General features: G+C 44.3%; 10 protein-coding genes and 1 tRNA gene. 3 read left to right on the top strand and 8 right to left on the bottom strand.

What is annotated here, in order from left to right:
* Window positions 1-113: 113 nt before the first annotated feature.
* From ALT761_RS08550 to rlmE, 7 genes are all read right to left on the bottom strand, one after another.
* Window positions 114-199: transfer RNA gene (locus ALT761_RS08550), tRNA-Leu, on the bottom strand.
* A gap of 7 nt (window positions 200-206) precedes the next feature.
* A complete protein-coding gene (gene secG, locus ALT761_RS08545) occupies window positions 207-665 on the bottom strand; it encodes a preprotein translocase subunit SecG (protein WP_129738000.1) in 459 nt (152 codons plus the stop codon).
* Between the two features lie 10 nt (window positions 666-675).
* Window positions 676-1,422 carry a triose-phosphate isomerase gene (tpiA, locus tag ALT761_RS08540; RefSeq protein ID WP_129737998.1) on the bottom strand — a complete coding sequence of 249 codons (747 nt, stop codon included), beginning with the start codon at window positions 1,420-1,422 and terminating at the stop codon, window positions 676-678.
* Between the two features lie 95 nt (window positions 1,423-1,517).
* Window positions 1,518-2,861, bottom strand: coding sequence for a phosphoglucosamine mutase (gene glmM / locus ALT761_RS08535; protein WP_129737996.1), 1,344 nt, complete (start codon window positions 2,859-2,861; stop codon window positions 1,518-1,520).
* A 9-nt stretch (window positions 2,862-2,870) separates the two neighbouring features.
* Window positions 2,871-3,695 carry a dihydropteroate synthase gene (folP, locus tag ALT761_RS08530; RefSeq protein ID WP_129737994.1) on the bottom strand — a complete coding sequence of 275 codons (825 nt, stop codon included), beginning with the start codon at window positions 3,693-3,695 and terminating at the stop codon, window positions 2,871-2,873.
* A gap of 118 nt (window positions 3,696-3,813) precedes the next feature.
* Entirely contained in the window at window positions 3,814-5,760 is a 1,947-nt protein-coding gene (ftsH, locus tag ALT761_RS08525; protein ID WP_129737992.1) for an ATP-dependent zinc metalloprotease FtsH, read from the bottom strand.
* 110 nt (window positions 5,761-5,870) lie between these two features.
* Complete coding sequence (gene rlmE, locus ALT761_RS08520) at window positions 5,871-6,500, bottom strand: 23S rRNA (uridine(2552)-2'-O)-methyltransferase RlmE (RefSeq protein ID WP_129737990.1); 630 nt, start codon at window positions 6,498-6,500, stop codon at window positions 5,871-5,873.
* A 95-nt stretch (window positions 6,501-6,595) separates the two neighbouring features.
* Here rlmE and yhbY point away from each other — a divergent pair, with 95 nt between their 5' ends.
* Window positions 6,596-6,889, top strand: a complete 294-nt coding sequence (gene yhbY / locus ALT761_RS08515) for a ribosome assembly RNA-binding protein YhbY (RefSeq protein ID WP_013784361.1) — start codon at window positions 6,596-6,598, stop codon at window positions 6,887-6,889.
* A gap of 137 nt (window positions 6,890-7,026) precedes the next feature.
* A complete protein-coding gene (locus ALT761_RS08510; protein ID WP_232043565.1) occupies window positions 7,027-7,857 on the top strand; it encodes a 3-hydroxyacyl-CoA dehydrogenase in 831 nt (276 codons plus the stop codon).
* A gap of 114 nt (window positions 7,858-7,971) precedes the next feature.
* Here ALT761_RS08510 and ALT761_RS08505 read toward each other — a convergent pair whose 3' ends face one another.
* Window positions 7,972-10,368, bottom strand: coding sequence for a Lon protease family protein (locus ALT761_RS08505; protein ID WP_129737988.1), 2,397 nt, complete (start codon window positions 10,366-10,368; stop codon window positions 7,972-7,974).
* Between the two features lie 384 nt (window positions 10,369-10,752).
* Here ALT761_RS08505 and leuS point away from each other — a divergent pair, with 384 nt between their 5' ends.
* Window positions 10,753-13,356 carry a leucine--tRNA ligase gene (gene leuS, locus ALT761_RS08500; protein WP_129737986.1) on the top strand — a complete coding sequence of 868 codons (2,604 nt, stop codon included), beginning with the start codon at window positions 10,753-10,755 and terminating at the stop codon, window positions 13,354-13,356.
* Window position 13,357: the final 1 nt, after the last annotated feature.

Below are 13,357 nucleotides of genomic sequence, written 5' to 3'. Positions count from 1 at the left end.
TTAGTAGCATAGCCCAATTACCACAATACTAATAGTCGCGAGGTTGGCGTAATTCTTCATTTCATGAAAAAAATTAGAAACAAAAAAACCGGCTAAAAGCCGGTTTTTAAAGTTGGTGCGGAAAGCGGGACTTGAACCCGCACGAGCTATGCTCACCACCCCCTCAAGATGGCGTGTCTACCAATTCCACCACTTCCGCAAAAATCTTAGTTAGGTACGTCTGAATCGTCAGACTTAGGTACGTCTTCCTCAGTAACTTCAGCCTGAGGAGCCTCAGCGTTAGGAGCGTCGCCCATTGGGATATCATTCGACGTTGCTGCGTCTTCTACAGGCGTATCCATAACTGGAACATCCATATCAGCTGGCGCTTGAACCGGCGCTTCAACAGCCGCTGGTACTTCTAAATTATCCCACTCGTCTTCTGCACTTTCGCGGTTCGCTGTCATCGCGCCTAAGGTAAGGCTGATGAAGAAAAACAAACCAGCAAGAATAGCGGTAGTGCGAGTCATGAAGTTACCAGAACCACCTGAACCGAAAACCGTGTTTGAGCCGCCGCTACCAAAAGAAGCGCCCATATCTGCACCTTTACCCTGTTGAATAAGAACAAAACCAATCAACAGCAATGCAACAATTAAATATGCTACCAGTAGCACTTCGTAAACCATAATTACCTCGTCAGTTTGCCGCTTGGCAAATTGAAATAAAATCTTCTGTCTTTAAGCTGGCGCCACCAATGAGGCCACCATCTACGTCTTGTTGTGCAAACAATGTTTTAGCATTATCTGCTTTAACACTGCCGCCATATAAAATTCGTAACCCTTGAGCAAGCTCTGCGTCTACTTTTGCAAAGTATCCACGAATAAACTCATGTACATCTTGCGCTTGTTCAGGTGAAGCAGTCTTTCCAGTACCTATGGCCCAAACAGGCTCGTAAGCAAGTACCGATTTAGAAAGCTCTTCAACGGTTAAACCGTCAACTAATGCATCAAGTTGTTCGCCAATGAAAGACTCAACCTGACCACTTTCTCTAATATCAAGCGACTCACCCACACAAATAATTGGGGTTAATCCACTCGCAATTGATTTCTTTGCTTTTTCGGCCACTAAGCTATTGCTTTCACCGTGGTCGTCTCTTCTCTCTGAGTGCCCTACTATGGCGTACTTACAACCAAGTTCACACAGCATTTCAGCAGAAAGGTCACCCGTGTGAGCGCCATTATCAAGATGACTAACATCCTGTCCACCCAGCGCAAAAGCTTGAGTAGAAAATGCTGAAAGATATAAAGCAGGAGGACAAATAACTACATCAACATTTTCAAGCGCATTATTCTCAAATGCATCGTTGAACGTAGTGACGAGAGAACGATTACCGTTCATTTTCCAATTGCCCGCTACCAGCGGCTTTCTTTTATTGTTATTCACAATGCAGACCTTAGCCCTGTCTTAAAGCGGGCGTGATATTAACGATTTCAGTAAAAATATACAAGTATAAAACGCGAAATTTCCAGTTCTGCCAACTAATTGGCGACTTTACGAACAGTTTCAGCAATATGCTCTGCCCACTTGGAAGAATGCCCTTCGTTATCAGACTCTACCATAACGCGAATAAGAGGTTCAGTTCCGCTTTTACGTAGTAATACGCGGCCTTTCTTACCTAATGCTGCCTCTGCTTCTTGTTTAGCACCTTGCACATCAGCGTGGGCTAGATAATCTTGACTAGCATCTTGATAACGCACGTTGACTAAGCACTGAGGATACATATCAAAGCCACTACTTAAATCATGTAAATCTAAGTCTGAGCGTAACATTGCAGCAAGAACTTGTAAGCCAGCGATAATACCATCACCGGTAGAAGACGTTGCTAAATTCAAAATATGACCCGAGTTCTCGCCACCAATTGCCCAGCCTTTTTGCTGAATCATTTCCATCACATAGCGGTCCCCTACCTTACTACGTGCAAAAGGAACACCTAACTTACTAAAGGCAATTTCTAATCCAAGGTTACTCATTAAGGTGCCTACGACACCGCCTTGCATACGACCATTTTTAAGTGCATCGCGGGCAATCATATAAACAATTTGGTCGCCATCTATCACATTGCCTAAATGATCAACCATCATAATACGGTCGCCGTCACCATCTAAGGCAAACCCAAGATGTGCGTTCGTTTCTTTTACTTTCTCAACTATCGCGTCCATCGATGTGGCGCCAACACCTTCATTGATATTTAAACCATTTGGCGCGGTACCTATTTCGACAACCGTAGCACCAAGTTCACGCAGTACATTAGGCGCAATATGATAAGTAGCACCGTGGGCGCAATCTACCACTATCTTTAAACCGGTAAGAGATAAATCAGACGGGAAGCTACCTTTACAAAACTCAATATAGCGGCCAGCAGCATCGTTAATTCTGGTTGCCTTTCCTAACTTATCCGAAGCAACGCATGTCATTGGCTTATCAAGCATGTCTTCTATCGCCAACTCGATATCATCGTCTAGCTTGAAACCGTCTGCTGAGAAGAACTTAATTCCATTATCGTAATAAGGATTATGTGAAGCGCTAATCACAATACCGGCTTCAGAGCGGAATGTTTTCGTTAAGTAAGCGATAGCAGGCGTAGGCATGGGGCCTAGTAAACCACTATCAATACCCGCTGCTGATAAGCCAGCTTCTAATGAAGACTCTAGCATGTAGCCAGATATACGAGTGTCTTTGCCAATAAGGACTTTATTAGTGCCTCGTCCGGCAAGTACTTTCCCTGCTGCCCAACCAAGCTTAATGACAAATTCGGGATTAATATTACTTTCGCCCACTTTACCGCGTATGCCATCAGTGCCGAAATATTTACGCTGCCCCATGAAGGTTCCTTATTCTATTGTTGTTAGCATATTAACAATGTTAACTGCATCCGCTGTTTCTCGTACATCGTGAACGCGGATAATATGCGCACCTTGCTGTGCTGCAATTGTAGCGAGGGTAATACTTCCCGCCAAGCGTTCATCCACATTTCTATTTAACAAATTGCCAATCATTGATTTACGTGACATACCTACTAGCACCGGATAGCCCAGCGCTATTATGCTTGGGAGGTGTTTTACTAGTGCGTAATTATGTTCCAAGGTTTTACCAAATCCATAACCGGGATCGAACAAAATTTGCTCTTTATTAATGCCAGCTGCAATGCAATCTGATGCCCTTGCTAATAAAAATTGTTTAACGTCAGCAACCACGTCTTTGTAATGAGGCTGCTGCTGCATATCTTTAGGCTGGCCTTGCATATGCATTAAACACACTGGCACATTCGCATTTGCCGCTGCCGATAGTGCACCGGGTTCTTGCAAAGCTCTTACATCATTTATGAGCCCAGCCCCAGCGTTAACCGCTTGCGTCATGACCTCAGCTTTACTGGTATCTACTGAAATAATGCAATCGGTATTAGCACGCAACGCCTCAATTACTGGAATAACACGGCCTAGTTCTTCATCTAGTGAAACGGCGGCTGCACCAGGACGAGTCGACTCACCGCCTACATCTATTAACGTGGCACCTTGAGATAGCATCTTTTCAGCATGCATTACCGCATTCTCAAGAAGCGCGTGTTTGCCGCCGTCAGAAAAGGAGTCGGGTGTGACGTTTAAAATACCCATCACCTGTGGGCGGGATAAGTCTAGTGTGTGGGAAGAAAACTGCATCTACTTACTCTTAAAATCAATCTGCCAGCTCGGCGTGGTATCGATCATTAAAAAAATTATCACTGCACAAATAAAAAACGCCAGAAATACTGGCGTTTTATTAACTTTATATCAATTTCTAGCTAGGTAAGTCACCTGGTTTACCAACAGACGGCTTATCAACACCATCGTTAGTAATTTCGCCTTCGCGAGTAGGTTTACCGCCGCTTGGCTTGTCACCATCAGAAGGACGACGATCATCCCAATCTGCAGGAGGACGAACTTCGCGACGTTCCATCAAATCATCAACTTGCTTCGCGTCGATAGTCTCGTACTTCATTAACGCATCTTTCATGGCTTCCAGAATATCCGCGTTATCTTTTAAGATCTTTTCAGCTCGTGCGTAGTTGCGATTGATGATGTCTTTAACTTCTTCATCAATTGCTAAAGCAGTTTGGTTTGACATTCTGATTGAGCTAGATGAAGAACGACCTAAGAACACTTCGCCTTCTTCTTCTGCGTATAGCAATGGCCCCATCTTGCTTGACAAGCCCCATTGCGTCACCATTTTCCGCGCAATATCAGATGCGCGTTCAATATCGTTTGAAGCGCCAGTAGTTACGCCAGCTTCGCCAAGGGTCATTTCTTCAGCAATACGTCCACCATACAAACTAGAAATCATACTTTCTAAATGCTGTTTACTGTGGCTGTACTTGTCTTGTTCTGGAAGATACATAGTGACACCCAGCGCACGCCCACGAGGAATAATAGAAACCTTGTAAACAGGATCGTGCTCTGGAACCAAGCGACCAACAATTGCATGCCCTGCTTCGTGGTAAGCCGTGTTGGTCTTTTCTTCCTCAGTCATCACCATAGACTTACGCTCAGAGCCCATCATGATCTTATCTTTCGCTTTCTCAAACTCTTCCATCGCCACTAGACGTTTATTACCACGTGCAGCGAATAAAGCAGCTTCGTTAACCAAGTTAGCTAAGTCAGCACCAGAGAAACCTGGCGTACCACGAGCAATAACACTTGCTTCAACGTTATCGGACACAGGTACTTTGCGCATATGAACTTTAAGAATCTGTTCACGACCACGGATGTCAGGTAAACCAACAACTACTTGACGGTCAAAACGACCTGGACGTAACAATGCAGGGTCTAAAACATCTGGACGGTTAGTCGCGGCAATAACAATAATGCCTTCATGACCTTCAAATCCATCCATCTCAACAAGCATCTGGTTTAGTGTTTGTTCACGTTCATCATGACCACCACCTAAACCTGCGCCACGCTGACGACCTACCGCATCAATTTCATCGATGAAAATGATACAAGGCGCTGCTTTTTTCGCTTGTTCGAACATGTCACGAACACGCGATGCACCAACACCCACAAACATTTCTACGAAATCTGAACCTGAAATGGTAAAGAACGGTACTTTGGCTTCACCAGCAATTGCTTTTGCAAGCAATGTTTTACCCGTTCCAGGAGGACCAACCATCAGGACGCCTTTAGGAATCTTACCGCCTAATTTTTGGAACTTAGATGGGTCGCGTAAGAAGTCTACCAGTTCAGTCACATCTTCTTTTGCTTCGTCACAACCTGCAACATCAGCAAATGTGGTTTTGATTTGGTCTTCACCTAAAAGGCGAGCTTTGCTTTTGCCGAAAGACATAGCGCCGCGACCACCGCCACCTTGCATTTGACGCATGAAGAAAATCCATACACCAATAAGCAGAAGCATTGGGAACCAAGAAATGAAAATAGATGTGAGAAATGATTGTTCTTCTGGCGGCTCACCGTATACGCGCACATCGTTTTTGACCAAGTCAGAAACTAACTTGTCATCAAAATACGGTACGTACGTTTGAAATGTTTCGCCTGAACGTCGGGTACCACGAATTTCGCCGCTATTATCAATGCGAACTTCACGGATGTTACCCTGCTCAGCTTCTCTTAAAAATGTTGTGTAGTCGGTCTGTGTTTTCGACGATTCACCAGGTGAAAAGCTCTGAAATACAGACATCAACACAACGGCGATAACCAACCATAAGATTAAATTTTTTGCCATATCGCTCAATGCTACTAACCTCTAAAAATCCGAAAGAATATACTTGTGAAAGATAAAACAACGAGTGCTTCCCTTACACATATAAACTTTCGCAACGAAAATCGCTTACTCAAAGCGTACTACACTTTGTACCCAAGAGCCACCAAATACACTTCACGAGACCGTGAACGCGATGAGTCTGGCTTACGTGTTTTTATGGTTGTGAACGAGTCACGTAATGCACGTAGAAAAGTATCAAAGCCTTCTCCTTGGAAGACTTTAATCATAAAACCTCCACCTGGTTTGAGTACTTGATGACACATATCCAGCGCCAATTCACACAAGTACATCGAGCCAGCTTGATCTACGGATGCATTTCCAGACAGGTTCGGTGCCATATCAGACAACACTATATCTACGGTGTTCCCACCAATTCTGTTCAATAACGCATTCAAAACAGCTTCATCTCTGAAGTCACCCTGCAAAAAGTCAACGCCAACAATAGAATCCATCGGTAAAATATCGCATGCGATAACTTGCCCGTCGTCTCCTACAAGTTCAGAAGCGAGTTGAGACCAGCCTCCTGGCGCAGCACCAAGGTCCACTACTGTGTTACCTTTGCTGATAAGTTTGTCTTTTTGCTGAATTTCTTCCAATTTGAAGAAGGCACGCGAACGCTTACCCTGCTTCTGCGCTTTTTGCACATAATGGTCGTTAAAATGTTCTGTTAACCAACGTTTACTGCTGGCAGAGTGCTTCTTTTTTGTCATTCCAATACATTGTCATTAGGATTGTAGAGAAGATGGCGTTAGAATACGTTAATTCAAGCTTAAATTTATAGATTAATTGTAAGAAAATTGACTACATGAAACTTTCAAATAAACAGAAACAATTTTTAAAAGGCCTAGCGCACCCGCTAAAGCCTATCGTACAGCTAGGTTCAAACGGCCTTACTGAAGGTGTTGTTGCGGAAATCGACAACGCATTAAATTTCCATGAACTGATAAAAGTTAAAGTTCCCACTGATGATCGTGAAGAAAAATCGCTCATCATGGATGCGATTGTTCGCGAAACTAAATCAGAGAAGCTACAAGTAATTGGACACACGCTTATTCTTTACCGTCCGAGTGAAGAGCGTAAAATTCAGTTGCCAAAATAAGTCATGCCGTGGTGCCGGTTTTTACCGGCACCATAGTTTTCGCACCGTATTCCCGTTAATATTATGTTAATAGACATAATAATGTCGTTGTGGACATAGATTAACAAACAATAATACGGAACCTACGCGGAAACCCTATGACAGAAACCAAGCCTACCCCCGACTCGCTTTATACTTCCGATTTAGAACAAAAACCTCTAGAAAACCGAACCGCCATAGTCACTGGTGGATGCTCCGGTCTTGGTCACGCTACTGCCATTGCCCTTCGTGCTGCTGGTGCCAATGTGTGTTTGCTCGATTTAAATGAAGACATGGGTAAGCAACGTGTAGAAGAACTCGGTGCTGAACATACCTTGTTTGTTAAGGTTGACGTAAGAAGCGAAGACGACATTACTCATGCAATAGATAAATGCCTTTCTCGTTTTTCCACGCTTTCTCTGTGCGTAAACTGCGCTGGTATTGCCCCTGCAAAGCGTTTGCTGGACCGAGATGGTAACCCAGCTCCCTTAGGTGACTTTCAAAACACGATTGATATTAATTTAGTAGGTAGTTTTAATGTGGCGCGTCTTGTTGCCGCTGCCATGGCGAAGCAGGCACCATTGAATGATGAGGGCGAACGAGGCGTTATTATTAATACAGCCTCTGTAGCAGGCTATGAGGGGCAAATAGGACAAACCGCTTATGCAGCCAGTAAAGGCGGTATTATTGCACTTACTTTACCTATGGCGAGAGATCTTGCCCCGCTAGGCATTCGGGTTAACACTATCGCGCCAGGGGTAATGGGAACACCTATGCTGCTTGCCATGCCAGAGAAAGTACAAGAGGCCCTTTCTGCTAACGTCCAATTTCCAAAACGCTTAGGCCTACCGGAAGAGTTCGGTAAATTGGTGCTGCATATTGCCGAAAATAACTATTTAAACGGTGAGACTATTCGCTTAGACGGCGGCTTAAGAATGCCCCCCAAATAATTGGCTGTATTGGCTATAACAAAAATGAACATCAAACTGATGCTCGAATTTTCTTATGCAAAGACCGAACAGCCTGAACGGGTATAACCTTGAGCGACCAGCGAGTAAAAGCGCTTATTCGCCGTCGCCACCGTTAACCATAAGTGCAATATTGTATAAACGATTCACTGCATGATAGTTAATGGTGTTTTTGGGGTAACGACCTCGGCTACTTAATGTACCGGCGTCCTGCCCCATCAATACGGCTAACGCATCATCTACCGTTTCTACGGTATGAATGTGGAACAAGCCTTTTTTCACTGCATCAATGACAGTGGCATCTAATACCAAGTTAATCGCATTCGATTTCGGAATGACCACACCTTGGGTACCCGTTAAGCCGCGGTGCTGACACAAATCGAAGAAGCCTTCAATTTTTTCATTCACCCCACCCACCGCTTGCACTTCACCGTATTGGTTTATAGAGCCTGTAATAGCGAGGGTTTGTACGCATGGAATTTCGGTTAATGCAGAAATTAACGCCACCAACTCACCTAATGATGCACTGTCACCATCGATGTGTCCGTACGATTGCTCCAACGCAATATTAGCCGATAAGGTTAACGGGAAGTGTTGCGCATATTTATAACCCAAGTAACCGGTTAATAGCATCACGCCTTTTGAGTGAATAGGTTGCCCTAGCTCTACTTCACGTTCAATATCAACCACGCCACTTGCGCCAGCAAATACCGTAGAAGTAATACGCGCAGGCGTACCAAAAGCGGTGTCACCAATATCTAGTACCGTAAGGCCATTCACTTTACCAATGGCTTTGCCATCGGTAGCAATAAGTACATGCCCTTCTTTAATATCATTCAGTAAAGTTTGGCTTACTCGCCCTGTTCTGCGTTTTTTCGCACTAAGGGCGGTGCGCAAATGGTCAAGCTCTAGGGTTTCACCGCCTGACTTTACACAAAAATAGTGGGCTTCATTCACCAACTCAATCACTTCAGCAAAATGTGCTGAAAGCTTTTCTTGGTGTTCAGCCATGCGTAATGAATATTCGACTAACCGGCACATAGCATTGGCGGTAATACCGGTTAAGTTAAGCGCTAAAATGTGTTTGCGCACTTTGCCCACAAAATCAAACAAAGCTTGTCGAGTCACCTGTATTTCTAAATCGAAATCGACCAGCACACGAAATAGCTCATCAAATTCATCATCGTAATCTTGCAAGGTGTAATACAAGTCTCGCGACCCTAACAGCACTATCTTTACGTTCAAATCGATAGGTTGAGGGTTTAACGTGATTGCGTTGACCATACCGACATCTTGCTGGGGCAAATCCATCTTCAAGCTACCTGATTTCGCCGCCAGCTTTAGGGTATCCCACACATAGGGCTGTTCTATTAACTGGTCGACATCAAGCAGTAAATAACCACCATTTGCACGATGCAATGCGCCAGGGCGAATCATTCGGTAATTAGTGTAAACACTGCCATGAATATTGGTGTATTCAATTTTCCCAAACAGGTTTTGATAAGTTGGGTTTGGCTCATAGATTACTGGCGCGGAGTCATCTAGACGATTCGCAACCAATACATTAGGCAAAAATTGCTCTTCTAAGAATAAGCGTTTATCGAAATCATCACTTTTTTCGTCTTTTTGCTCTTCAGCTAAAATAAGTAAAATAGCATTCACAAGTGCGGTTTTAAGCTGCTTTAAGTATTTTAAAATGCCTAAATCTGACGCGTATTTGTGCTCTAGTACCTTTAGAAGTGGCTTAATGCCTTGCTCGGCAGTTTGCTTGTCTAGCTCACGCAAGCGCTCTGAATTTTCACGCTTCCACGAAGGCAGACTTAATAAACTTTCACTTAGTCTATTTTCTAGCTCGTCTATTAAGTTGTAAAAGAATTGGCGCTTTTCGTCGCTAGCGGTCGCAAATTCGGCATCGCTAATGGGTTTACCATCAACAATAGGTGAAAACGTGATAGTGCCTCCATCTTCGCTCATTGCCACTTCATTAGCTTTTGCAAAACGTTCTACCGCATCAATGGCGCTATCATATTTTTGATCGAACTCACGAGAAATGCTGGTTCTACGGCGCTGATAACCCGGGTTATCAAATGCCACCGGAAAGGTATCTAGCACATCATCAATTAAACTAGTGATGTCTTTTTGAAATGCTTTGCCGCCACCAGGCGGAAAACGAAGGGCTACTGGCTCGCGCTCTTCATCAAAGTTATTGATATAACACCAATCATCTGGTGCAGGCAGCACGGCTACTTGGCGTTCAATGTAATCTTTTACCAAGGTAAAGCGACCCGTAGCCGGTTCACCCATCACATAAAGGTTATAACCTTTCGCGTTAATGCCAAGACCGAAGGTTAACGCTTCTCGCGCGCGCTCCTGCCCTATAAATGTGGCATTTAGGGCTTCATCGTCTTTTAAGGCAGCATTCACTGCTTTTCGATTAATGGTTGGGGTTAGGTCAACTGGATCTAGGGCCATAGTGGTGCTTTCGCCTGGCATAGTGTTCTATTTATTGTGCTTTAGGGTAAGTGAAACCCTATTTAAGTAGTGTGTCAAACCCTTATGCCGTAAAGCACTGTTTCGGGCCTCTAATCGATGAATTAACGAACAATCGCGGCTATTAATTTTTATGTGCTAAATCGCTATGAAGCGAAACCTTTGCTAATACGCTTACTTTTTCGACAAGTAGTCACAAAAAAGTCGTGCTAACCTAGCACTAGCTATTGAGGCTAAGTGTAGCGCTGGGTTATTCTATGCGGCTACATGCAAGTTAAACCTGCAAAATTGTGATTCTGTCTAACGACGACTCACCCCCCACGATGAAATTTGGGGGAGCAGGTTTCATGAACGTTTTAACTCTAATAATGCGGAAGCCTAAGTTTCATGGCCGAAAATCAGTACAACCCGAAAGATATAGAACAACGTGTTCAGCAATACTGGGAAGAAAACAACTCATTTCAAGCAAATGACGATGTAGAAAAAGAGAAGTTCTACTGTCTCTCTATGTTCCCTTACCCAAGTGGTCGCTTGCATATGGGTCACGTGCGTAACTACACCATTGGTGATGTTATTAGCCGTTATCAGCGCATGCAGGGTAAAAACGTTCTCCAACCTATGGGTTGGGATGCTTTCGGTCTTCCAGCAGAAAACGCCGCGATTAATAATAATACCGCGCCTGCTAATTGGACCTACTCCAATATTGATTACATGAAAACTCAGCTTCGCTCTTTAGGTTTCGGTTACGACTGGGATCGCGAAGTAACAACCTGTAAGCCAGACTACTACCGCTGGGAACAATGGTTCTTCACTCGTCTTTATGAAAAAGGCTTGGTTTATAAAAAGAATTCTACGGTTAACTGGGATCCGGTAGACCAAACCGTTTTGGCTAACGAACAAGTTATTGACGGTCGCGGTTGGCGCTCAGGTGCATTAGTGGAACAAAAAGAAATTCCACAATGGTTCATCAAAATTACCGACTACGCCGAAGAGTTGTTGTCCGACTTAGAACAGCTTGAAGAATGGCCTGATCAAGTACGCGCCATGCAGGCGAACTGGATTGGACGCTCTGAAGGGGTAGACATTACCTTTAACTTAGGTAAAAACGGCAGCGACATAAACGATTTAACCGTTTACACCACACGCCCAGATACATTCTACGGCGTAACCTACGTGGCAGTTGCTGCACAGCATCCATTAGCGGAATTTGCAGCCAAGACGAATGCTGAACTTGCTACCTTTATTGACGAGTGCAAAAACACCAAAGTAGCCGAAGCAGAATTGGCTACCATGGAGAAAAAAGGCTGTGATACGGGCATTCAAGCAGTACATCCTTTAACGGGTGAATTGTTACCTGTTTGGGTGGCGAACTTTGTATTGATGGATTACGGTTCAGGCGCAGTAATGGCTGTACCAGGTCACGATCAACGTGATTGGGAATTTGCGACCAAATATGGCTTAACCATTAAGCAAGTTATCGCGCCAAATTCAGATGCAAAAGAAGAATGTGATTTAACAGCCTCTGCGTATACCGAAAAAGGCACGTTAATAAATTCTGAAAAATTCGATGGTCTAGCGTTTGACGATGCGTTTAATAACATCGCAACTGCCCTTGAAGAAAAAGGCTTTGGTAAGCGCAAAGTAAACTACCGTTTGCGCGATTGGGGTGTAAGCCGTCAGCGTTACTGGGGGTCACCTATTCCCATGCTTAACTTGGAAAATGGCGAATCGGTTCCTGTACCAGAAAGCGAATTGCCGGTAGTACTTCCTGAAGATGTGGAAATGAACGGTGTTACATCGCCGATTAAAGCCGATCCTGAATGGGCGAAAACCACCTACAATGGTGAACCTGCACTTCGTGAAACAGATACCTTCGATACCTTTATGGAATCGTCGTGGTACTACGCTCGTTATGCAAGCGCTACAAATCACGATGCAATGCTTGACCCTACTTCATCGAACTACTGGCTACCTGTCGATCAGTATATCGGTGGTATCGAGCATGCCATCTTGCATTTATTATACTCTCGCTTCTTCCACAAACTATTGCGTGATGAAGGCTTGGTAAATTCTGATGAACCGTTTAAGCGCTTGTTATGCCAAGGTATGGTACTAGCTGACTCTTACTACCGTGAAGATGATGCAGGCAAGAAAACCTGGTACTCGCCTACCGAAGTGTCTACTGAAAAAGACGAAAAAGGCCGCATTGTAAAAGCATGGCTAACTGCTGATGGTGAAGCGGTTGTTCACGGCGGCATGACCAAAATGTCGAAGTCGAAAAATAACGGTATCGACCCGCAAGAAGTTATCGACTTATATGGTGCCGATACGGTGCGTTTATTTACTATGTTCGCTGCGCCTCCAGAGCAAACACTAGAGTGGGTAGATTCGGGCGTAGAAGGTGCAAACCGTTTCTTACGTCGTATTTGGAAGCTAGTAACCGAGCACGTTGAAAAAGGTACGCCTGTTGCCCTTGACGCAAAAGCGCTGAATAAGAACCAACAAGCATTACGCCGCGAAGTGCACAAGACTATTGAAAAAGTGTCTGATGATTTAGGTCGTCGCCAAACGTTCAATACCGCTATCGCCGCTATTATGGAGTTATTGAACCATCTTCAAAAAGCGCCACAAGAAGATGCGCAAGATATTGCCATTATGCGTGAAGCTGCAGAGTCATTGGTCTTGCTACTTAACCCAATTACCCCGCACATTTCTCACGAATTGTGGAAAGTATTGGGCCAGACAAGCGATATCGATCATGCCCCTTGGCCTGTCGCCGATAAAGCAGCCTTGGTTGAAGACGAAAAGCTTATTATCGTGCAAGTTAACGGTAAGGTTCGCGCTAAGATGACCGTAGCTGCTGATGCCAGCAAAGACGCCATTGAAGAAGCGGCCAAAGCACAAGATAACGTGCAACCGTTTATTGAAGGTAAAACAATACGTAAAGTTATTGTGGTACCAGGAAAACTTGTCAACATAGTGGCTAACTAAT

It is taken from the genome of Alteromonas sp. 76-1, assembly GCF_900654235.1.
GTDB classification, from domain to species: domain Bacteria; phylum Pseudomonadota; class Gammaproteobacteria; order Enterobacterales; family Alteromonadaceae; genus Alteromonas; species Alteromonas naphthalenivorans.
The sequence above is the reverse complement of the archived record's forward strand: the minus strand, read 5'-3'. Positions and strand labels throughout refer to the sequence as shown.

Bases quoted from the DNA above. Each gene is read 5' to 3' on its own strand.
- secG (WP_129738000.1), bottom strand. From the start codon at position 665: ATGGTTTACGAAGTGCTACTGGTAGCATATTTAATTGTTGCATTGCTG.
- glmM (WP_129737996.1), bottom strand. From the start codon at position 2,861: ATGGGGCAGCGTAAATATTTCGGCACTGATGGCATACGCGGTAAAGTG.
- folP (WP_129737994.1), bottom strand. From the start codon at position 3,695: ATGCAGTTTTCTTCCCACACACTAGACTTATCCCGCCCACAGGTGATG.
- rlmE (WP_129737990.1), bottom strand. From the start codon at position 6,500: ATGACAAAAAAGAAGCACTCTGCCAGCAGTAAACGTTGGTTAACAGAA.
- yhbY (WP_013784361.1), top strand. From the start codon at position 6,596: ATGAAACTTTCAAATAAACAGAAACAATTTTTAAAAGGCCTAGCGCAC.
- ALT761_RS08510 (WP_232043565.1), top strand. From the start codon at position 7,027: ATGACAGAAACCAAGCCTACCCCCGACTCGCTTTATACTTCCGATTTA.
- ALT761_RS08505 (WP_129737988.1), bottom strand. From the start codon at position 10,368: ATGCCAGGCGAAAGCACCACTATGGCCCTAGATCCAGTTGACCTAACC.
- leuS (WP_129737986.1), top strand. From the start codon at position 10,753: ATGGCCGAAAATCAGTACAACCCGAAAGATATAGAACAACGTGTTCAG.